Here is a 24243-nt window from a genome sequence, read left to right on the forward strand (position 1 = left end):
AGGGTATGATTCTAAGTTTTTTCCTTCTGTTGTTGATGTCTGTTCACCTGCGTTCATGGATTTAAAATTGGTTTACTACTAAAGTAATATATAGAATACATGAGTAACAGTCAATGCTTAAATAAGGAATGGAACTCTGCTGAACAAAAAAAGGACTGCGATTTGGTGAAAACATCCACCATAGGCGCAGCCCTTTCTTTACAAACTAGCTTAGATCCTCCAATTACAATCTTACAAATAGACAAATTCTTATTTTCCGTTAATCAAAGCTAAATTTTCTTGCCATCTTTCTGTACGGAATTTATTAACCTTCTCAAAACCAAGACCGTTTGTTGTCTTCTTCGCTTCCTCAATTAGGCTAAGCACCTCAGTATCGGATTTCGCGAATAAAATTTTACCAAAGTATTCAGCTGCGCTCTCGTTAACCTGCTGATTAATGATACCCTCATCCGACTCTGGAGCTGGATCGATGTTATTGTATTGCGTCATGTTCATCGATGTTTTCCAAGCGATATTCAGTTGAGCTAAAGCCCCCCAGTTTCGTTGATCTTCAGGCAAGGATTGTTCAATCTTTTGTTTGCTTGTATCAACAAAAGTCGCATTTCCTGCCCATACATAGGCTTCCAATTTGTCCTTGTCCTTCTGTTCTTGCGTTGTGCTGAACCATTTGTCATTCGGAACCGGAGCTCCGTCAGCATCAATGTCATCCCAATATAATCCTTTTGGTCCAAAGAACATCACACGCGTGCCCTCTTCACCAGTCATCCAATCCAGATAAGCAAAGATCGCTTCTGGATTTTTTGCATGAGTTGTAATGACATTTACGTTCCAACCTAGTGCGTTATAGCCATTTGGATATATTTTATTTTTATCCAAGCCAGTCTTAACGATTGGCCAAATAAATTCATAACCAGCATCTGGATCTTGTGCTTTTAAAGCATTATGACCTTCACGACCCATGTTTGTTGCATTGCCGCCTACGAACACGGCTACTTTACCGGAAGCAAGTTTTTCTTTAACTTGATCATCCTTTTGCGTCATCGCATCCTGCGACATGAGACCTTCTCTAAAGAGTTTGCTTGCGAACAGCATCGTTTCTTTCCAAGATTCATTGTTATAGATCGTGTCAAACTTATCCCCATTCGGATACGCCTTCATAGAATGGAATGCGCTCGCAGCCCCCTCCTGGAAGCTAGGGAACATGACTTCTACACCTGAACCGCTTCCGCCCACTTCTAATGGTACAACGTCAGGATATTTCGCTTTAACAGCTTGCAGATAAGCGTACAAGTCATCAGTCGTTTCAAGCTTTGGTGAACCTAGCTCCTTGTACATTTTCTTATTAACAAACCATCCGCCGTTACCTGTTGGAGCAGCCGTATACCAGTTCGGGAACTGATAGATTTTTCCGTCGCTGGAACGAAGCATGTTCAATGTTTCTTCTCCAGCCCATTTTTTCAGGTTCGGATACTTGTCGATGTAATCATCAAGCGGAACCAGTGCACCAGCTGCTCTTAAACGTTCAACTTCAGCCCCTTTATCCATCATAATAGCGTCAGGAAGCTCCTTGGAAGCGATCATTGTACTCAATTTCTGCGCTGCTGCACCGCCAGATTGAATCGGCTGCACTGTTACCTTCAGGTTATCCTGTACCCATTTGCTGTTCGGGCTTACTCCCCATGGTTCAGTTGTCCACCAGTCATAGTGTACGTAATAAGAGAATGATACCGGTTCTTCCCCTAAAACAAAGCCAGCACTCGTATCTTCTTTATTGGAACCCGTATTGCTTGGTTTTCCTGCGTTGCCAGAGTTTGCTCCATTGTTGCCGGAACAGCCAGCGAGCAATACCGTTCCTGCAAGTCCAACGGTCATAAGCGCCGTTAGCAGCTTTCTTCCTTTCATATTCATACCCCTCTCCATTTTCATTATCTATACTCATACCCATAGCCGAAGCAGGGTCGAATACCGAAGCTACTCTTTTAAAGAGCCGATCATAACGCCTTTTACAAAGAATCGTTGAACGAACGGATAGACGAGAACAATCGGAATCGTAGCTACCATCATTGTGGCCATCGTTAATGATTTGCTCGTTACACCCTGCATTCGGCTTAGTGCGTCAGTCGCAGCTCCGCTTCCTTGCGAAGCCATAGACAGCTGCTCACTCATCGTGTTCGAATTCATAATTTGCTGTAAAAAGGTTTGAATGGGATACAGCTTAGCGTCGTTGATAAAAATCGTAGCCGTAAACCAATCATTCCAATGATAGACCGCTGTGAATAATGAAAGCGTAGCCAAAACTGGACCTGATAAAGGAAACACAATTTTGAAAAAGATTCCAAACGTGCTTGCTCCATCTATCTTCGCTGATTCCTCCAGCCCATCGGGCAAGCCCATAAAGAAGGTTCGGAATATAATCATATTCCATACGCTTACCGCTGAAGGAATGACCATAACCCAGAACGTATCCATAAGACCAAGCTCACGGTTAAGCAAATAGAAAGGAATAAGCCCACCGCTGAAATACATCGTAATAATGGCGAAGATCATATAATATTTCTTACCGATTACACCTTTAACCGATAAGCCGTAAGCGAAGATTGCCGTTAAGAAAATAGAGATTGCTGTCCCAGCAAGAGTACGAAGCACGGATACAAGGAAAGCATCAAGAATCCGTTTGTTTTGGAACACGATATTATAATTTTCCAGTGTGAAGGCTCTCGGCCAAATCGTAATTCCGCCCCTTGCCGTATCTAATCCCTCATTAAACGAGATGACCGCTGAGTTCCAGAACGGATATAACGTAGCCAGTCCTAGCAGCACTAGGAAGAAATAGATGAATACCTGCAATGTTTTATCACCGCTGCTCAGCTTCACTGGACTTCACCACTTTTCCCAATATTGGCAGGCTTAATCGGTTTTACCATAGGCTTGTACCCGCTCTTCTAGCCAAAAAGTTTGCCATCGTCAGCAAGCCAACACTAATAACTGCTTTGAACAATCCAACCGCTGCTGCATACGAGAATCGGTTATTTATGATACCTACACGGTACGCATACGTATCGATAACATCCGCCACATCACGAAGCATCGCGCTTCTGCCCAGCAAGAGCAAATCATCAAATCCGGCATTTAATAGGCTTCCGATGTTCAAGATAAGAAAAATAATAATAACCGGTGTAATGGATGGAAGCGTTATGAGAAATATTTGTTTAAACTTGCTTGCACCGTCAATAGAGGCTGCCTCATACAGACTCGGATTCACGCCTGCAATGGCTGCCAAATAGACGATCGTCGCAAAACCAATTTCCTTCCACAAATTCGTCGTAACGATAATGCCCCAAAAATATTCCGGCAGCGACAAGAAGTTAATGGGCTTATCAATCAGTCCAAGACCTTGCAGTGCAATATTTAGGCTTCCGTTATCAACGGATAGAATGGAAATGGTGAATCCCGACACGATTACCCAAGATAAGAAATGCGGCAAATAACTGATCGTTTGAATAACTCTCTTGAATACCATGTTTCTCACTTCATTCAGCATGAGTGCAAGAAGAATGGGAGCAGGAAAATTAATGACTAGCTTCAGCAGACTAATCACGATCGTATTGCGAATGACCCGGTAGAAGTCTGGCGAGTTGAAGAACATTTCAAAATGTTTAAATCCAGCCCAGGAGCTTCCGAAAAAACCTTTGAACAAGCTGTAATCCTGAAAGGCCATCAGCACGCCATACATCGGAAAATAGTTAAAAATCAAAATAAAGAGCAAAGCCGGAAAAATCATCACCTGTACTTGCCATTGTGCCAAAAACCGCCGCCAAAGCGGTTTTTCTGTTCGCGCCAAGCTTGCCGTTGCTTTCGGTGCAGCAGATGATTGCATGCTTTTTCCGCCTCCTTTGTTTTGACCAGCCTAGCCCTTCACCGCTCCAGCCGTTATACCGCGTGACATTTGCTCGGTAAACAATAAATAAATGATGACAGTTGGCAAAGCGATCATCGTCATGACTGCGAATTGTGCGCCATAATTAGATGAATATTGCCCAGTGAACTTCATAATAGAAAATGGCAGTGTCTTGAAGGTTTCAGAGGTTAGAAATGTGTTCGCCATAATGAATTCATTCCACCAGCTAATAAAATTCATAATGCACACCGTCGCAATCGCTGGCTTCGTCATCGGCATAATAATACGGAAGATGACGCCGAATACGGAGCAGCCGTCCATAACTGCTGATTCCTCTATGCTCTTCGGAATCGTCTCCAGAAAGCCTGAAATAATGAGCAGGCTGATCGGCAAAGAGAATGCGATATAAGGTAGAATTAATGACAATGGATTATCAATGAGATTCAGCTTATCGAACAAAATAAAATTCGGAAGCAGCGTAGCATGAATCGGAACGATCATGCCTAGCATAATAAATCCCATTGCCGGACCGCGCAGCTTCCATTCCATTCTCGTAAACGCGTAGCTAAGCATAAGCGCCAAGAAGGCTGCCACCAATATGGTAACGGTCGTAATAAATAGACTGTTTAATAGGAACCTTGGAACGCTACCATATGTGAATGCATTCACATAGTTATTCCATTCAAATGATTTAGGCCATTTCAAAATTCCGCTGCCAAAGAAATCTCCGCTCTTCAGAAAGGAATAATTAATGAGCCAGATGAGCGGAAAAATTTGAAGCAGCGCCACACTCCATAGAATGACATGAAGAATGATTTTTAATACTGGTGAAGCAGCGTCCTTCTTATTGCCGCTGATCGCTTGCCGATTGGTCTTAGCTGCAATGGCTCCCACTAGCAAACCTCCTAAAAATTCGTATAACTGAGTACGCATACGGTGCCTGCGTTAGAACTCGCCTACATCCTTCTTAAACGCCTTATTCATTGCCATCGTAATGATGAGGCAAATGATAACGAACACCACAGATATCGCGTTTCCGTATCCGTAGAGCGAGGAAGAAAACGCCGTCTTGTACAGGTAGTTACCAATGAATTGCGTCGTATTAGCCGGACCGCCGTTCGTCATTAGAAATACGGTCTCCATCTGCTTTAAGCAAGCGGTAACGGCTATGACGATGGCTACTCTTACCATCGGCGTAAGAAGCGGAATGACTACTCTCGTATACAGCTTCACTCTTCCTGCACCATCAAGCTCAGCAGCTTCAAAGAGATCCTTCGGTATGCCTTGTAGTCCCGCATAATAAAGGAGCAGTGCATAACCGAAGCCTTGCCACATCACCACAACAATAATGCACCAAATCGCTAATTTGGGATCGCCTAGCCAGTCTTGCTTCCATGCACTGAGGCCTAAGCCTTGCAGCGCTTTATTCAACATCCCGAAGTTCGGATGAAATACGCTTACCCACATTTTCGAAGTGACGACGATTGATATAACAGCCGGTATAAAAAATATAGCTCTAAACCATTTCTCAAGCTTTCCTGCATGAGTAACAAATATGGCGAACAATAACGCAATCGGATGTTGAATGAGAAGCGTAGCTGCCAAGAGCAGCAGGGCGTTAAACAATGACCGCCAAAAAACACCGTCATGAAACAATATCTTCATATAATTATCGAGTCCTACGAACTCATAAGCGCCAATCCCTGTCCAGTTCGTCGTTCCGTAATACCCACTCATGATAATCGGAAGGCAGACCATGAAGAGAAACAGCATAAAGCCAGGTGCGACTAGCCAAAATATCGTAATCCGATTACTCATCAGTTTGTGCATGGTTCTCCCCGCTCTCTCTCTTAAGCAGGAGGCAAGAGCAGTCGAACCCAATTCGCCTGCTCCGCCACTGCTAGATTGATCTATTTATTTTAAAACTGCGACTGCTGCATCCATTTCCACTAGGAATTGTTCAGGTGTAATTTGTTTGCCGAACAGCTTCTGATGGGCTTCCATCACTTTTGTCTTAAATTCATCTGTACCATTGTCATGTACAGGCGTGCCGCTGGAAGAAGTCATTGCACTGAAAATATCAACCAGTTGTTTTTGAAGCGCTGTCTCATTACCCGTTAAATAATCATCGAACTTCTGAGCTGGCGTGCCCGAACCTGTTTGCCATACTTGCTTCGGCCAGTTGTCAGGCGAGAAGAAATATTTCAAGAATGCTACTGCTTCTTCTTGGTGCTTCGAGTTTTTGGATACCGAGTAACCGCCGCCATACCAAGCCGCTACATCCGTCGCTTTTCCTTTATCAGAAGCAGGGTATGAGATCGCACCTACATTATTCCGGAACTCTTCTGGGAAGTTCTCGTCTGTAGCAAGTCCTGCTTCCCAGTTGCCCATTACGAACATCGCCGCTTGACCTTGACCAAACAGGTTGCGGGACGTTCCATAATCTGCCGTTAAGAAGCCGTCTGCGAGTCCCTTATTTTCAGCAAGTGCAGCAATATCCTGCGCTGCTGCTAAGAAATCAGCATCTCCAGAAAATTTGGCTTCACCTTTCAATACGGCATCCATTTTGTTGAAATCGCCAGTGTGGCGTTGTGCTGCATATTCGAACCATATCGGAAGCGACCAGCCTTCCATTGCATTTGTTGTAATCGGATTAATGCCTTTCGCTCTTAGCTGCTTCGAAACCTCAAGCAATTCCGCTGTCGTTGTCGGAACGGTTAAGCCATTGTCGTCAAAAATCTTTTTGTTATAGTAGATAACCAAGAAATCTGTTCCACGCGGCAAGCCGTACAGCTTACCATCTTGAGAGAAGCCGTCCTTCGCGCCAGGAACAAAGTTGCTGCCATCAAATTCAGCCTCGTTCAGCTCTAGCAGCAAATTGTTGTCGATAAGCGGTTTGATGAATGAAGTCTGACCCCAAGCTTGAATAATGTCAGGTACGGCATTCGTTGATGCGTATACTTTAATTTTCGCTTTATAAGGCTCATCTTGAAGCGCCTCGACTTCAATTTTCACATTCTTGTTTTCTGCCATATAACTATCAATGATAGCTTGCTCGATCTTACCAGCACCGTTTGATCGGTCTGCCAGAGCCGTAAAGAACTTCAGTGTAACAGGCTCCGCTGGCTTCTCCTCTTTCACTGCTTCCGTTTCCTTCGGTTCGCTGGTTGGACTAGGTCCTCCGTTTTTGTTTCCGCCATTATTGCCAGAGCTGCATGCTGCCACCGAGAACACCATAACTATGGCAACTAGCATAATCCATATCTTTTTCATCGCTACCCCACCTTTATTTATTTGAGCAGGCATTTCCTGTTCTGTTCCCCATTATAGCTTGTAGTTTCATGGTAAAATATGGCCCATATTTTAGAATAGATGCCTCATTTTTTGGATCATATGCAAAATTCAACTTCCATTATCTATTTCTTGATATACTGTGGATACAAATTTCAGTGGCTAAAGGTGAAGCATATGAGAGTATTTTTCCCTCCATTTCGGCATTTAACTTTACAAAGCAAACTGCTCACGCTAGTCATTCCTTTACTTATCGTAACCGTTGGTATTACCGGCCTTTATTCCTATTACATCGCTTCCGGCGAGGTCGTAGACAAGATTCGTCAATCCCAAATGAATATGGCAACCAAGACGAAGGATCAACTTGATTATTTTGCGAATAGCACACTAAGCTTCTCTAATTATTTATTTCTTAATCCGACCGTACAGAAAATGGTTATGAATGGTGATACAGCACAGCAGCGTGATCAGGTATACAAAAATCTGCTTCCGTTAATGGTTAGCGGCGAATCTATTCAATCACTGATTCTTTATCCGATCTCAGAAGCCAATCACTTTGGGCAGCCCTTTGCCATTACGCAAACCGGCATTGCCAGCGCTGTCAGCTACGACCGCTTCACAAAAACACGTTTTTATACGAAGCTTGCTTCAGACACTAACGGAGTCATATGGGATATGTTCCTTCCATCGGACCTCATCCTCTCCGGCGACTACCATCACAAGCTCGTATTAATAAAGCCTTACAAAAACTTTTACAACTATGCCCGGAATGGTTTGCTGATCATTGGAATGGACGCTGATCGACTGAGTAAAAATCTTTATCATGCCAATGAGGATGCCGTACAGCTCATTATGAACGATGAAGGTATTGTACTGGCAGCAACAGACCTGCAATGGATCGGAAAAGCAATTACAACACTGCCCGTGTTCCAGCAAGCAGGCATCGCCGAAGTTCAGCCAGAGCTCGGGCTAGCCTCGCTCAAGCAAAAGGATCAGTATATCGTTTCCGACTCCGTATCCGACATCACAGGCTGGCACGCCGTTGTTATTCAGGATCGCAGCAAGCTGGTCGTTGAGCTGAAGCATATTGGGTCTGTTACTTTTTATATCATGGCTGTCGTCTCTCTCATGGCGATCTTGCTCTCATGGATCATTGCCCGCATCATTACGAATCCTATGAAAAAACTGATGTTTTCTATGAAAGCGCTTCAGACAGGTGACTTTACGCAGCGCGTTTATTTTAACGGAAATGACGAAATAGGACGGCTAGGCCATTTGTACAATACGATGGTTGGACGGATCAAAACATTAATTGATGACGTGTACGCCTCTCGCTTGCAGCAAAAAGAAGCGGAGCTAAAAGCGCTGCAATCGCAAATTAATCCGCACTTTCTATATAACACTTTAAATATGATCAACTGGAGCGCTGTTCAGAAGGGGGATAAGGAAATATCTGAAATGGTCGTCTCTCTCTCTCAGGTTTTCCGGCTCAGCCTTAACAGCGGCAACGACTTTGCTCCTTTGGAGCAAGAGATCGAGCTTCTTCGAAACTATTTATTTCTGCAAAAGAAACGATTTACGACGCGTTTTAATTTCGAAATCGATTCGGAGCCATCTATCCAGCATTTCCGTATGCCGAAGCTGCTCCTTCAGCCGCTCGTCGAAAATGCGATTATTCATGCCATCGAGCCCTCTGGCGGCAACGGACATATTCAAATTCGTTCCTATATTGAAAAGGAGTGGATTATTTTGGAGGTGTCCGATAACGGTCCCGGCATGTCGGAGCAGCAGGTTGCTTCTTTAAATGAAATCCAGCTCAAGGAGCCGCTCAAAAATCTGCAAATTAATTCCACTCATTCTGGGATGGCGCTGACCAATATAAAGGAGAGACTCGCATTATTTTACGCAGGGGCAGAATTAGTAATCGAGAGCAAAGAGGGTTTAGGTACAAGGGTTCAAATTCGAATTAAACAGGGGGTTTAACGAATATGACGCTTAAAATGATCGTTGCAGAGGATGAGCAATCCTTCCGTGAAGGCATTCTTACGATGGTGGATTGGAAGCTGTATGACATCGAGATTTCCGGAGAAGCTGCTAACGGCATGCAGGCTTTGGAAATGATCAAAAATGATCCTCCTGATTTATTGCTTACTGATATCCAAATGCCTCACCTAAATGGTCTTGATCTGATAAGAGAAGCTAAGGCAGCAGGTCTGGAATTCCATTCTGTGCTGCTTACTGGATACAATGAATTCGAATATGCGAAGGAAGCTATTAAGCTTGGTGTATCGGATTATTTGTTAAAGCCATGTATGCCGCATGATATCATTCGAGTTATTTTGGAGCTGAAACAAAAGATTGAAGCATCTGAAAACGAAGATAAGGTCATGAACGAGCTGAATCGCAGCTGGAATCGAAATATTCATTTATTAAAAAATCAAATTCTATCTCAGTGGATTCAGCAGCCGGTTATGCCTCTTGAGAATCGGACGAACGTTATGAATGAAGTAGATATTTCTCTAAATACTGGACCGATTCAAGTTGGAATTATACGAATTGACTCTACCGGACCAAGCGCATTTGCCTCCAAGAAGGATTTGGAGCTCATACGCTACGCCCTGCTCAATGTTACAGGCGAGACCCTATCTCCTCTGTATACCGATAGACTGGAGGTATTCCGGCATGGTGATGAGATGCTCTGGATTGGAAATAGTCCTTTAGATGTAACGACAGAGAGAATGGATGAAGCACTGAAGGCTCTTCAGCGAAATCTAGAATCCTATCTGAAGCTATCCATCAGCCTGTCCATCAGCTCGCCAAAACCGTCCGTTGATTATGCGCATGTTGGCTATCAAGAAGCGATTCAAGCGATGGAAGCAAGATTTTATCAGGGCAGAGGCGGTATTTTCTTTTATCACAATCTAGAGAAGCAGCCGGCAGCCAAAGCATCTATCTTGGAGGATGCATTCCTTTTTCAAATGGAGAAAAATATGCTCATATCCTTACAGAATGAACAATATGAGCAGACGGTTGATTCCATTGAAGCTGGCATGTCCCATATTCGCAACAACTCGGTTTATAGTAAAGCAGAGGTTCATTTACGTGTAACAAGCCTTATCCTTGAGCTTCAAAAGTTTGCTCAGGAGCGCAAAGTAGCATCCATAGAATGGCAGGACAGCTTCGTCAACTGGCTCGAGAAAATACCGAATATGGAAACGCTCGATGATTGTATCGTCGTCTTGCAGAAGATCGTGCAAAGCATCGTCGAGGCGATGTCGAAACAAAAATCACTTCATCGAACCGTTCATGCTACGATTGAGCTGATTAAGCAAAAATATAATACAAATTTGACGTTGGAGCTTGCTGCCAAGGAGACATTCGTAAGCAACTCCTATCTGAGCTCCCTCTTCAAGCAAGAGCTCGGAGTCAATTTCCTTGACTATTTGCACCAATATCGAGTGGAGTGCTCCAAGGAGCTGCTTCGCCAAAGCTATAAAATTTATGCTGTCTCCAAGCTGGTTGGCTATCAGGAGGAGCGCCATTTCAGCTCCACCTTCAAGAAATGGACCGGTATTACTCCACGGCAGTATCAGAAAAATTATAACGCTGATCATTGATTCCTTATATTAGAAAAGGATAGCAAAGAGGCGAAGTGCATATATGCACTTCGCCTCTTTCTTGTGTTCATTAGCTATTTACTTATTGTAAATACCATACATAATAATGGCTGCCTCTGCGCGAGTTGTGTATCCCAGAGGATTCAGCTTGGAGCCATCGCCTTTCACAATATCATTCGCTACAAGAAGAGCGGCACCCTCTGTTGCATAAGGAGCAAGCTTCGCGATATCTGTAAAGGCTTCAAGCCCAGCTGAGCTTCCAGCTGCTAGCTTTTTGCCCGAGAGATTTAGCGCTCTAGCTGTCATCGCGATCATTTCTTGTCTTGTAATAGAGGCATTAGGATCGAATAATTCATTTGCGCGACCTGTTACAATACCCAGCTTCTTAGCTATAGCAACGGGCTCATAATAGTATGCATCCTCTGATACGTCTTTAAAGCCGTCTTCAATTATTGCGCTTAGACCAAGTGTATGGATAAGCAGTGTAATGAAATCTGCTCGTTTCACCCTTTGAGCTGGCGCATATTCCGTTTCCGATACGCCATTAATGACCCCTTTGGAGGCCATGACCTCGATCGCTTGCTTCGCCCATTCGTGCTTGCTCAAATCTGTAAATGATTTGTTCACGTATACGACTCCATAAGCACTGAAATGATTAACCGAAAAGGCTACTACACCTTGAGCTTTGTTGTATTTGCCGCTTGGAACAGCTGTAAGCTTGCCGGCAGTATCTACATACCAAATCGTGATATGCTCATCATTCTTTTGTTCCTCTTCAGTCGGCGTGTAGGCAAGCAGTACTTTTACAGATGCGTTCGGATTACTCCATTCTGCTTTCTTACCGTTTACGAATAAGCTTAGCTCAACAACTGGACGATTGCCGATTGCTTTGCGCGCTTCCTCGCTAAGCTTGGTCTTGTCTGCGGCTGAAATAACAATCGATAGACTGCTTGCATCAGAAGGCATTGTGCTCAGCATATTGCTTGGTACAACAATCGTGCCTTCCTTCGTCTTGATCTCATATTGCATCGTCAAGCTCGCAGCGCTAATTGCATTTTTCGGCAGCTGAACCTCATATCCTACAGCCCCGCTCACGCTTGAAACCTCAATTTGAATAGTTTGTACCGCACTGGTTGTACCTTGACCTGGCAGCGAAACCTCATCAATCTGAGCCTGCGTTATTACTGTCTTCGCAAGTCCGCTAGCTGAGTCTAGTACCGGTGCCGGTGCTTTGATCACTTTACTAGCATTACCGCTAGTATTACCGCCGTTATCACCACCATTGTTCCCTCCATTGTTGCCGCCGTTGTTTCCTCCATTATTCCCGCCATCTTCGCCAGGGGTAATGATGTACGTAAATGGAGCAACAAAGCTATCCGTCATACCGGCTTTGACAGCAATGACACGAAGTACTGTTAGATCCTTCAGCGTAAGCGCTCCACTATACTTTTGACCATTCATGCTGCTTGGCAGTGTTCCGTCCATTGTATAGTAGATATCCGCTCCATCCGTAGCAGATGTTAAAATAATTGATTTTGTCCCCTTATATGCTCCCGCTTTTAGGGATGCTTTTGGCAAGGAAACAACGCCTGTAATCGGTGCAACTGCTTCTGTCTCTTCGAGTAAAATCCAATCTAAATTTGCACCATCATTATTGCTTGTAAATTGTAAGATTTGTTCACCCTCATGCAATTCAACAATACCTGATGCTTTCGCATAAGTGCCCCATCCGCCTGTTGCGCCTAATGTCGTTGTAGACAGCTTATTGCCGTTAACGGATAACGTAGCGCTGACACCAGCTTGCGGTGTTGCATAATGATAAGTCACCTTGTAAAAGCCTGTCTTTGCAACATGGATATCAAAATACAGGGATCCTGCCGCAGCGATAAAGCCGACGTTTTTGAAATCCAAAACATCTCCTGCCATATTGCTTTGAACAGCAGCCGCATCCGCACGGCTATAGCTTTCTGCCTCAATTGTCATCGTACCGTTAGCATCCATCATTTGTGCTGCATGTGACTCGAACTTGATACCTTTCAGCTCATAGCCGGACGCGCCAGCCATAATGCGAAGCTTCTGATCCCCAGCTTTCAAATCCAGCAACGCACGCATTTCTACAGTCTGATTGTACAGATTAGGTACAGTCAATGATTGCCTTACTGCGCCATTCTCTGTCTCTACTACAATTCCATTCGTAATTTGCGAATTAGAAGTTGCAGTAAAGGTAACGATGTAACGTCCGGCTGATGGTACATGAATCAAATAATCAGCATAATCGCCACCGCTTTTTGCTGTCAGCTTGCTATTGCTACCTGTTCCTGAAAGGGCAAAGCCCTTCAATCGATTGAATGCATCCAGCGAATTAAAGCTAAGCAAATCAATAGCTTGTATTACGTTTTCTGTTCCGAGCAATATTGTTTTCGCTGTTAACGCTCTATCACCCGTTGAATCGTCATATGCCGTTGTAGGAACCTGAACTCGCAGCTCCAGCTCGTCATAATAGGTTTTCTTATTCCAGCCAAGCGTTAGCTTAACCTTAGTTGACGTGAGCAGCTCAATTGCATGAAGCGTTACACCGCCTTGATCAACAGCCGGTCCAGCTAATGAGATTCCGTTCAATCCTTCCTCTGCAAAGGTTCCGCCTGCTAGAGATAGGATAAGTTCCTTCCCATCAACATCATATGGAACTGCAGACTGGGATAAGGATACGGTCTCCGGATCATCAATCGCTTTGAAGACGATTGGCGCTCTCATTGTTTGACCTATTATTCCTGATGCAGCTTCATATACACTTGCTGTAACCGTTGCCTTCCTATCCCTGTCATAATCTCTAACCGTTGTACTGGCAAATACAAGCTTGGCGGTATGGTCATCCACGCGATATACGCTATCCACTACCGTTCCCGCATAGCCCTCAAGCGACCAATTAGAAGCCGTCAATTCAGGCTTGAATTGATCATTGAGCAAGCTTATCGTAATTGCTCCACCCCGCTCTGAGCCTTCCAAAAAGGTTGGATTCTCCGCAACAATGGAAGGTCCCATTGCAATAGCATGTAAGTTAAAGCCCTGATCTACAATTCGTATACGAAGTGTATGAACACCTTGGGTCAACGAAATCGTATCTGTAGCAGCAGCTCTTGTCTCCCAGCTTTTGCTGCTTGGCAGCTCGGTCGTTATTAGAACGCCAGCTTCTGTTGAAAGCTCTGCCTTCGCTCCATCATTTAGAGTGGCATACTGATACGTAATGCCGTAATCACCATTTTCAGGGACATCTATAACATATTCCATCCAGTCATTCGGATCAGCATAGCTAACCGTTGAACCGTCGACCAACACATTTAAGGAATCGGTGAACTTGCTCCCCTCTATTCGTGCAGGAAGCTGAATTGGTGCGGTTTCCGCTTTCGTGAACGTGATGCTCTTTATATTGTAATCGTTTTTGCTAACCTCCATCGTTAGCTTATGTGTACCTGCCGGGAGCGTAACCCGTACACGATGCTTCGCGAAATATTCCCATTGGTAAGTCGGCTGCTTGATAGCCAGCGTTGTTAGCTCTTCACCATTAAGCTTGAAGCTTACCGCTCCATCTGTTTGATAGCCAGCAAGCGCAAGATCCAAATCAAATTCGCCTGCTTCTGCAACATTAACTGCATAATGGAATGAAGCCATGCCATTCTCAGCGAAGGATCCCAAATATCCATTCGGATTAACAGTGAATACGCCTTCCGCCGAAGCAAAGCTCGTTGCATCAATTTCAGCCGGAATATTCGTAACTTCTGTTCGGTTCCAACGATAGGTAGCAGCTGATTTTGCCGGAATAACCGCATTGATTTGCGTTCCGTCCACTAATATTTTGAATGGCTGCGCATCAGCTGTTTGGTTAATGACTACCGTTACAATTTCTTTGCCATCGGGACTCGCGAAAGCAACATTCGTCACCGTCGCAGCTGAGCCGTAATTGCTATCAATTCTTACATAGCCTGGTTTAACAAACTTCGTAAACTGACCCATGAGATAATACTCCGGCAGCTTCCAGTAGTTATCAGGGTTGGAAGAGTCCTGAACGATTGGTGTAGGATCAGGAATGCCTACCCATTGATGCGTCGAGATGTCGCTGTCGAGCATCGTAACCCAGCTGTTATAGCTCTTGGCATAATTGCGGAAGTATTGTGCAATTCGGTCTGCACCTGATGTTCCCCATACTGCTCGCTCTGTTAAATACACACTTTTCTCTGGGAACAAGTTATGCAGCTGCGTCATCATAGACAGCTCGCCGCCGTAGTCATGGAATGCCGTTCCTTCAATCGCATCATAAGCCCCGTCAACGGAGTTACCCAGAATTTGAGCGGGATAAGCCATCGTATCGCCTGGATTGTGATCGAACATCCATAGCTTAACGTTTTTGATTTTCGCATTGCTATTTGCGTCTAATTTCTCTCGCAGCAGCTTCGCAAGCCTTGAGGCTTGCTGCCAAGACATAGCCGTACTAGGATATTCGATTTCGAGCAGCGGTTCATTTTGCAAGGTCATCGCTTCGAAATAAATACCATGCTCCGCATACGCCTCTAAATATTTCACATAGTAGGATGCAAGCACGGGAAGATACTCTTCCTTCACCGTACCCTTAATCATACTGTCAGTCGTTTTCATCCAGCCTGGAGGACTCCAAGGCGATGCGAAAAATTTCAAATCTGGATTAATCGCCTGCATTTTCTTCACCGTTGGAATGATGCCAAAGTCGATATCCTTTTGGATAGAAAACTTCTTAAGCTCTACATCTGTTTCTCCAGCAGGCAAATCATTATAGGAATAGAAGGTTTGCGCTGTAAAATCAGACGTGCCAATCGTCAGACGAACCATACTCATACCAATTCCGTTTTCCTTGTCGATCAAGCCTCGAAGCAGCTCATCTCCTTTTTCGGGAGACATTTTCACAAGATTATGAATCGTCGCTTCCTCCATGGAAGATCCAATCCCAAGCATGGTTTGATATTTCTTGTCTGGGTCCATGGTAATCGTTGTAGCAGCACTGCCATCAGGAAGCGTAATATCAAGATCTGGCTGCTGCTCCAGCTTTTTATCTCCCGCCTGTGAACGATCTCCATAATACCATTTGCGATCTCCAGCATCACGCTCCGTTGATATCCATGATTCAACAGCTCCTTTGATTAACGCCGGTTGATCTCCTCCGCCATTTCCAGGCTCTGGTCCCCCGCCATTTCCGCCGTCAGCTGGTACGTCGCCGGTACGCGTGAATTCAAACCAGTTAAAATTCATATCTCCTGCGATAAATTCAAGACGCAGCTTCTGAATGCCAGCTTGACTCAGAACGACATCCTTCACAACTGCTGTCTCCCAGCTTTGCCAGCCGCCGGTAGAGCCTACATTCAGCGTACCAATCGTCTTGCCCCATGCATTTTTAATCTTCATTCCCGTTTCTCCCCCATTGCCCGCATAACGAAATGTGACGCTATAGGTGCCCGGTTCAGTTACGTCAACGTTATAATCCAGCCATGCACCGCCCGAAGTCCAGCCGACGTTTAGGCCGCCGCCTGCATCCCCTGTGTTTTCCGTACCCAGCCCACTGCTCTTCGCTGAGAAAGCCTCCGCTTCCACTTTCCCTGGAATTTTCTCGGACGGCAGCTGCGGCTGCTCTGGTTTAACCGGCAAATCAGGTGTAGCCTCTGTGCTCTTCAGGCCATATCCAACCTTGAACAACAGATTTGTGCTTTCATTTGTCATAATGGGATAATTCGATAAGTAAAAAGGCCACTTGATCGGGTTTTTTCCTTTAAACTCTTTGCCGCCGATTAATACATCAGCAACACCTTGTCCTTCTGTACCGGGCAGCCATGCTGCTACTAGAGCATCCCAATCATCCAATTGATCCGCAATCGTAAGCGGACGTCCAGACACAAGTACAACAACGATAGGAATATTGGGATCAGCCGCCTTAATATTGGCAATGGTAGCAAGATCCTCTTCGTCCAGATTCAAGCTTGTACGGTCTCCCGTCGTTTCTGCATATGGCGTTTCGCCAACGACCGCAATAGCTACATCATAGCCTGCTGCGCCTCTTCCATGCTTATTGTAGGTAACCGTCTTCGAATCGCCTGCCACTTCCTTCAAGCCTTCAAAGATCGTCGTTCCCGTCGTAATGGCGCCAGATGCTCCTTGCCATGTAATCGACCAGCCGCCCGCCTGATTACCGATGTCATTCGCATTTTTCCCCGCTACAAAAATTTTGTTCATATCCTTAAGCTGAGACAAAATTGGAGCACCATTCACGACATCATTTTTCAGAAGCACGAGTGATTCGGCAACCGCTTGACGCGCAAGCTTCCGATGCTCTGCTGCCCCAAAGTAGCCTGCAAGATCAGAATCTGTTTTTGGAAACTCGAATAAACCAGAAGCTATTTTCACCTTCAAAATACGAAGCACCGCATCATTCAAACGTTGCTCCGAAATGCTCTTATCCTTCACTAGACTGATCAAGTGATCGAGGCTTGCTTTCCAATCACCTGTCAGCATGAACATATCCACCCCTGCGTTCACAGACACGAGCAGCTGATTTTCCAAGCCGCTAACCGCATGTCCGTCCTGATCACGGGTAATTTGCTGAATCGCGTTATAATCGGAAATAACAAAGCCTTTAAAGCCAACCTCTCCCTTAAGCACATCCGTCAGGAGCCGCTTATTGGCATGCATTTTCAAGCCTTGAATACTATGATAGGAAGCCATAACGGTTTGTACACCTGCATCAATCGCAGCCTTGTACATGGTTAAGTCACTAGCAAGAAGCTCGTCCTCTGTATATTTGGTGATATTGCCTTGGTTCGTGCCGCTATCCGTGTAGCCTTCCCCGATAAAATGCTTAGCTGCCCCGACCACATGCGTCGTTTGGCTTCGCTCGGCATCCGTTTCCCCTTGCAGCCCTTTGATATACGCTGCCCCAAGGACCTTCGAAATGGCTTGATCGCTGCTATAGCCCTCATAGGTACGACCCCAACGAATATCCTGAGGAGCAGCAATCGTAGGCGCGAAATCCCAGTTTGCTCCGGCAGCTCTAATTTCTTTAGCCGTTGCTGCGCCAATCGCCTTCACCAGCTCTGCATTATTCGCAGCACCGAGCCCAATATTATGAGGGAATAGAGTAGCTCCCTTCACATTGTTATTACCATGAACGCCATCAACCCCGTACAAGAGCGGAATGCCTAGTCTTGTTGAGAGTGCTCCGTCCTGATAGCTGTCAATTAGCTTTGCCCAGTTTTCACGGGTGCTGTCCGTTTGCTTCCCATTTGGGAAGGAGCCGCCTCCGCTGAGTACTGAACCAATAAAGTAGTTCTTTACTTCCTCCGGCGAAATATTACCTTTCTCAGGCTGTATCATTTGTCCTACACGTTCTTCAAGCGTCATTCTAGACAATAGATCCGTCGCTCTTGCTTCTACGCTTTTGGAAGGGTCCAAATACGCGGGTAGCGCCCCCGCTGCATGCACGGAAGTGGTCATCCCGGTTGAAAATAAGCCGGTAACCAATGAAACGATCAATAGCGTTGCCGTCATCATCGACATCTTTTTTCTCAAGCCCAATCCTCCTCAAAACGATAATTGCACTCTCTCGCGCTTCAGCTCCACTTGTTACAGAAACGGCATAAGCATGAGATTACATACAAGTATAGAATTGATGACCGCTTGAAAACATGACGCATTATTATGATCATATGTGTTGTTTTTTGGAAAATGTAATCGCATACATGAATAGAGACATAAAAAGAGCCTCCAGCCAATAACTCTGACTGAAGGCTCACAATCACCCAATTAATCCTCTATTACTATACTGTACGGAAGGCATTATTATAACAGCGTCTGCAAACCGGCTTATAATCCTCATTGCCGCCGATCTGAATTTGCTCGCCAGCATTCATAGGCTGTCCATTATTGAAACGAATAACCATCGTCGCCTTACGATCGCAATACCAGCAGATTGTCTTGATCTCTTCGATCTTATCTGCCTGCACGAGCAAATTATAGCTGCCTTCAAACAGCTCGTTCTGAAAATCATTTTTGAGCCCAAATGCCATGACCGGTATATTAAGCTCGTCCACAACTTGGGTAAGCTCAATAATATGATGTTTCTTCAGAAACTGTGCCTCATCGATAAGCACGCAATAAATTTCTGCATGAGTGGATGAATCAACGAACGCTCTCACACTTTCAAATAGATTCGTTCCCTCATATACGGGAATAGCATCACGTTGAAAGCCGACCCTGGAGCCTACGCGATCCGCCTCGCCACGCGCACTAATCGACGGTGAGTAAATCAGAACAGTCTTGCCTTGTTCCTCATAATTATATGCGACCTTAATAATTTCGAACGACTTGCCGCTGTTCATCGTTCCGTATTTGAAATACAAATGTGCCAAAAAAAATCTCCTCCAGAAAACAGTTCAATACGCCTATTATACAGGAAGAAATGTCAGCACCCAAGGACTTCCTTAAGCTGTTTTAGCGCTGCCTTCTTTTTCTTCATCTTTATCGCTCGACATAAACCATCCGCAAACGGCGATCAGAACGAGAACGATATAGAAGGTTGCTTTCCAGCCTGTCGAATGTGAAAATTCTGCAGGAATTACATTCAATGATGGATGGGATAACGTAATGACCGCTAGCTTAACCCCTACCCAACCTACGATAAAGAATGCTGCAACTTCAAGGCTAGGTTTACGTTCCAGCAGCTTGACGAATACGTTCGCCGCAAAACGCATAATGACAAGTCCGATGAATCCGCCTGTAAAGATAACGATAAAGTGTCCGCCATCCATGCCGCCGATCTTCGGCAGGTTTGTTGCAGGAAGTGCAACAGCGAGAGCAACCGCAGCTAGAATAGAATCGACCGCAAATGCAATATCTGCCACTTCAACCTTAAAGACAGTAAACCAGAAACTGCTTTTCTTCTTTCCTGTTTTCTTTTCTGTTGTGTCGCCCACAGCAGGTTCTTCTTTATGCTTATTGAATAATACTTTTCGGAAAATATGATTTAACGCAATAAACAATAAGTAGAGCGCACCTATTGCTTGTACTTGCCATACATCTACTAAGAACGAGATCGCAAATAATGAACCAAATCTAAAGACAAATGCGCCTGCCAACCCGTAAAACAATGCCTTCTTTCTTTCCTGCTCCGGTAAATGCTTAACCATAATCGCGAGCACAAGCGCATTATCCGCCGCCAGCAACCCCTCAAGCACAATCAAAACGAGCAATACCCAGCCGTACTCCATCAATAAGCCAATATCCATTTCCATTTCCTCCTCATTTTGGTTCGGTTAAAGGGCATAAAAAAAGAGACCTTTGCCTTGTGTAGGCAAAGGTCTCGCAAACAACGTCGAAACGTTGCCAGTAAAGCCGGGGAAGGTCAAATCCCGTATTGACGACTTTACTGTAGCAGCTACTCCCCTTTGGAGTTTGTTTTAACCGATATTGAACTAACTTGCTCCGTTCATATAGGTTGATACGCGCCTAGTAATCTTATGGTTCCACTTATTTAAAAAAATATTGAAATTTTTTTTATTAAATCGACTGCAGACGAGATTTCGCCTCACCATACGTTTTAACCACTTGCTGTATCCTTTGAAACTCCACATCTGATGGGCCTAAGTTAGCCATAAACATCCGATGCAGCACTTGATTATATATATTTTGACGTGATTCAATGAGCTGTATCTCCATACGAATAAGATCCTCCAGCTCATTTTCTTCGATGAGCTCATCAATGTCAATGGAAGGAGAGATGATGTCATTAGGCTTGTCTATAATGATATCAGATTGACGATCTAAGCGAGGCAAATCCTCATACCTGACCGTTTCCTCTTCCACTTCCTCTCTGCCAAGCGGTACAGATGTATTAAGCTCTGATAATATAATCCCTTCTTTAGCAAGCATAACCTGAAAGGGTTTATGTTGAAGCAGATCTGCAATGACGAGTCTGCTCATATCCTTATTACGGATTAGTGAAGAATCAAATGGATGAAGTATCCACTGTCCCTCCCGATTGAACAGGTTGAAGGTGAACCATTCCCCGCCATAGATGTAACGAACATTAATATTTGATTCCGAAATAATCTCAAAAGTAAATTCCAAAGGGAATCCCTCCAATCATTTAGTATCATTTCATACAGTATACCAAATGATAGAGGGATTCTAACAGTGACTAGTTATATTTTTCCAGAATAGCGTCCGCTTTTTCATAGCTTGCAACGATTATCAACAGCACAATGATTACGCCTAGAACAATACGTTCAAGCATGAGTGCTCACCTCGTTTTTTTCTTTAAAATATGCGGGTACGGGACCATTTATGAGCTACGAGCCCTCCAAGATAAACGCTGCCTGGCATACAAAAAGGACGAGCTCGCATAGAGCTCGTCCTTCATTAAAAGCTTTATTATTCCAAAAATCCTTTTGTCGCAGAAGCAGGAAGCTCGGTTTGGCTCGCTCCATTACCCGGTCCAATTCCGAGACGTTGTCCAACCTGTTGGTTGATTTGCGTCATCTTCTCGGTTTGCTGTGATACCGTTTGAATGATTTGACGATTTGAGTTCTCGTACTTATCCATAGCCGAGAAGAGATCTGTCATCGCACGCTCGACAAGCTCCATGCTCATTGCAGGCTTCGTAAGCGCTTGGTTAGCTCTATCGCTCGTTTCATTTAGAAGGCGCGCGTTCTCAGCAAACTGATTGCCAAGCATTTCATTCGTTGAATTAACGGCTTCAATCGCTTTCATCTGATCGTCAATGGCACTGGCGATGAGCACAGATACCGACATGAGATGCTGTGTCTTGTCAATGGAGCTATCCAGCGCATCCATCAGCTTATCATTCGTATCATTGATAATATCGGTAGCTGCGATAGCCTGCTGATAAAGCATAATCATTTCCGTATACGTCTGCAGCTTCGTTACTACTTTACGCAGACCTCGCTCTAGATACGATTTTCTATGCTCATTTTCAGGCTTAGCTATTTCATCTTCGAACATTTTCTTCAGTCGATTGCCGTATTCGACGAGCAGCTGAAGATCATAGACATTATCCAAGCTGCTCCGCTTTAGGTTTCTCATATGCACGACGTTCTCTTCTAACGTATCACGACCGTCACGCAATGATTTCACGATTGCCTGCACATTCGTTTTCGCAGATTGATATTTATAAATATAGTTCTTCATCGGGGCTTTACGAAGCAGCTTTTGAAACAGGCTTTGCTGTCTGCTCTTGCTAAGATCCTCGACTTCGCTTCGCAGCTTCAACATATTGCTTGCGACTTCCGTCCTTTTGCCGGACATAAGATCAGAGAGCGGCCTCTCCAGCATCGTGAGGGTTTGTCCAGAGCGCTCAAGCGTCTTCTGGCCTTTTTTCGTAATCTCATCCATCAGCGAATCCAAATTCATCGCATCGGTGGTAGCGACCTTTTGCATCGTGTTTTGCACTTCTTGCTCCAGCTTATTTAAATCTTCACTCTTCAATTGAACCAATTGTTGCGCCATTGCCATTTCCCCCTTGATTAGTCGGTAAGATGATAACGTTGATGCATTAATTCAGCTTTCGTTCTTAGCTCCATTAAATCCTTTTGTTCAATTGTTTTCGTATAAAAGGTTAGTTTCGAATCGACATCCTTAATCCCATCCAGCAGAAGCCGTCTGTTTTGACGTTTGGCTTCACCGCTTAAGCGCAGAAACGGATTAATGGTCGAATTTAGATCCTTCCTTACTAGTCGAACAATGTTGTGGTTTATGCTCGCGTCGCCCAAGGCAACCAAATCGGGTATCAAACGATTTAGACGCGCTAGCAATGCCAACGTTTTCTGCACAATCTCATCATCAAGATTATTCTGCTCACCTTCCAGTAGAATCATATCTTCAATAATGCCAATGTACTCTAACGCAGAAGCAAGCTCTGGATCACTCACCGCCGGTGTCGCAGGCGCTGATGCTGCTGCTTGTTGCACAGACTGCGGATTCGTTCCAGCAGCCGCGGGTGCTTCTATATGGGGCTGAGGGATTGCCGGATTCTGTGCTCCCTGCTGAAGCTCCGGTCCTCCTGTTTGCTGGACTATCTTCTTTAAGTCACGCTGCCTCCACATCAATGCGCCAAACATACCAATAGCAGGGATAGCAATCGCCAAATAAGGAGAGAACATCCAGTAAACAACAAGAGCAACCGCGTAGCTGCCTAAAGCAAGAAAGAATGTTTTTTTCATCGCTGCACCTCCATCTTGATTATGCCGTAACATGATGTTAGTAAAATCATTATGATTCAATTATCTCGTTTCTACTGTACACAAGTCAATTTTTAATCAAAAAAAAATGGGCTTTCGCCCGTTTTTTTCTTTATCGAACCTTATTTACTTCATAATTAACGGTTGCTCCACATATCCAGCCTGAATGCCGAACTGAGGTACGGGAACATCAACGACTTTGCCTTGCAGAGCTTGTACAGCCAGATAAGGCATATTTACCCCCGACAGACAAGTAATATAAAGCCCGCCAGACATACGCGGATTGATTTCAAGCAATTTTGGAATACCATTGTTATAACGAACTTGAATATTGAAGGCATAAGGAATCTTTAGTACTCTGGCGATACGTCTTGCAATGTCCAGCAGCTCTGGCGTATCCTCCAAATAATAAAGCCGTCCTGATGACTTTCGGCGCGGAATAGCTGTTAGCAGCTCACCTTCTGCAGTAGAAACGCAATCGATACTATATTCCGTACCGCTTAGCAGCTCCATAACCATCAAATTATCGAAATGCTCAACACTGGACAAGGTTTCATAAGCCTGTTCAAAGCTGGTAGATAAGGTTACATAACCATACAGCTCGGCAAGCGGATCACGATTATTGTCTATAATCCGAAAGCCCATTCCGCCCTCCGACTTTGTCGGTTTAAAGCAAACCTGATGGCCTGCAGCTGTAAGCTCCTCATACGCTTGCTTAAATTGCTCAGCCGTATTCACTACACGATAATCTGGAATTTCAACAAGCTCCATATCAGCGAGCGCCTCATAAAACTTATCCTTCTCTATCATTGAATCGAGCAGCTCAATATCACGACATACCATTACTTTAGTGCCAATATCATCAAACAAATGAGCATGCCTTGAAATATCCTCCATATGAAGCCTTGGAATGAATATGTCGATGAGATTTCGTTTGCAGAAATCCACACAAAACTCTACATACTCCAAGCCCGTTACTTCTGGCTCGATGTCCTTATGGTCAGCCGCAATGAGTGATAGATGATCAATATCAGGATGTGTCCCATAAAATACATATTTCTCGCCATTTGGATTATTCCGAATCATATTAATATAGTGGTACGCAACCGAAAACCAACGATTCATATAAACTCGTGTCATCTTTCTATTCCTTCTTTCGTCTCATCAA

At 44.5% G+C, this 24243-nt stretch carries 15 protein-coding genes; 2 read left to right on the forward strand and 13 right to left on the reverse strand.

The window, feature by feature from the left end; genetic code table 11:
* Positions 1-249: 249 nt before the first annotated feature.
* The 6 genes from AC0YOD_RS21280 to AC0YOD_RS21305 all read right to left on the reverse strand — a co-directional run bounded on the left by AC0YOD_RS21280 (position 250) and on the right by AC0YOD_RS21305 (position 7171).
* On the reverse strand, positions 250-1902 hold the full coding sequence (locus tag AC0YOD_RS21280; protein ID WP_475801346.1) for an extracellular solute-binding protein: 1653 nt from the start codon (positions 1900-1902) through the stop codon (positions 250-252).
* A 69-nt stretch (positions 1903-1971) separates the two neighbouring features.
* Positions 1972-2874 (reverse strand): carbohydrate ABC transporter permease, encoded by a 903-nt coding sequence (locus tag AC0YOD_RS21285; protein WP_475801347.1) that lies wholly within the window; start codon positions 2872-2874, stop codon positions 1972-1974.
* Positions 2875-2917: 43 nt separating this feature from the next.
* Positions 2918-3877 (reverse strand): ABC transporter permease, encoded by a 960-nt coding sequence (locus AC0YOD_RS21290; protein ID WP_475801348.1) that lies wholly within the window; start codon positions 3875-3877, stop codon positions 2918-2920.
* A gap of 30 nt (positions 3878-3907) precedes the next feature.
* Positions 3908-4792 carry a carbohydrate ABC transporter permease gene (locus AC0YOD_RS21295; RefSeq protein ID WP_475801349.1) on the reverse strand — a complete coding sequence of 295 codons (885 nt, stop codon included), beginning with the start codon at positions 4790-4792 and terminating at the stop codon, positions 3908-3910.
* A 51-nt stretch (positions 4793-4843) separates the two neighbouring features.
* Positions 4844-5716, reverse strand: coding sequence for a carbohydrate ABC transporter permease (locus tag AC0YOD_RS21300; protein WP_475801350.1), 873 nt, complete (start codon positions 5714-5716; stop codon positions 4844-4846).
* 96 nt (positions 5717-5812) lie between these two features.
* Complete coding sequence (locus AC0YOD_RS21305) at positions 5813-7171, reverse strand: ABC transporter substrate-binding protein (RefSeq protein ID WP_475801351.1); 1359 nt, start codon at positions 7169-7171, stop codon at positions 5813-5815.
* Positions 7172-7366: 195 nt separating this feature from the next.
* Between AC0YOD_RS21305 and AC0YOD_RS21310 the strand changes: the two genes are divergently transcribed.
* Positions 7367-9172, forward strand: coding sequence for a sensor histidine kinase (locus AC0YOD_RS21310; RefSeq protein WP_475801352.1), 1806 nt, complete (start codon positions 7367-7369; stop codon positions 9170-9172).
* Positions 9173-9177: 5 nt separating this feature from the next.
* Entirely contained in the window at positions 9178-10806 is a 1629-nt protein-coding gene (locus tag AC0YOD_RS21315) for a response regulator transcription factor (protein WP_475801353.1), read from the forward strand.
* A gap of 78 nt (positions 10807-10884) precedes the next feature.
* Here AC0YOD_RS21315 and AC0YOD_RS21320 read toward each other — a convergent pair whose 3' ends face one another.
* From AC0YOD_RS21320 to AC0YOD_RS21350, 7 genes are all read right to left on the reverse strand, one after another.
* Entirely contained in the window at positions 10885-18390 is a 7506-nt protein-coding gene (locus AC0YOD_RS21320) for a glycoside hydrolase family 3 N-terminal domain-containing protein (protein WP_475801354.1), read from the reverse strand.
* A 248-nt stretch (positions 18391-18638) separates the two neighbouring features.
* On the reverse strand, positions 18639-19229 hold the full coding sequence (locus AC0YOD_RS21325; protein WP_475801355.1) for a thymidine kinase: 591 nt from the start codon (positions 19227-19229) through the stop codon (positions 18639-18641).
* A 72-nt stretch (positions 19230-19301) separates the two neighbouring features.
* On the reverse strand, positions 19302-20105 hold the full coding sequence (locus AC0YOD_RS21330; RefSeq protein ID WP_475801356.1) for a TerC family protein: 804 nt from the start codon (positions 20103-20105) through the stop codon (positions 19302-19304).
* A 271-nt stretch (positions 20106-20376) separates the two neighbouring features.
* The gene (locus AC0YOD_RS21335) at positions 20377-20946 is read right to left on the reverse strand and encodes a hypothetical protein (RefSeq protein ID WP_475801357.1); all 570 of its coding nucleotides are present in this window, start codon (positions 20944-20946) and stop codon (positions 20377-20379) included.
* A 303-nt stretch (positions 20947-21249) separates the two neighbouring features.
* A complete protein-coding gene (locus AC0YOD_RS21340; RefSeq protein ID WP_475801358.1) occupies positions 21250-22344 on the reverse strand; it encodes a toxic anion resistance protein in 1095 nt (364 codons plus the stop codon).
* A 17-nt stretch (positions 22345-22361) separates the two neighbouring features.
* Entirely contained in the window at positions 22362-23057 is a 696-nt protein-coding gene (locus AC0YOD_RS21345; RefSeq protein WP_475801359.1) for a hypothetical protein, read from the reverse strand.
* Between the two features lie 144 nt (positions 23058-23201).
* Positions 23202-24215, reverse strand: a complete 1014-nt coding sequence (locus AC0YOD_RS21350) for an ATP-grasp domain-containing protein (RefSeq protein WP_475801360.1) — start codon at positions 24213-24215, stop codon at positions 23202-23204.
* Positions 24216-24243 lie beyond the last annotated feature (28 nt).

Source organism: Paenibacillus sp. J31P13, assembly GCF_056269295.1.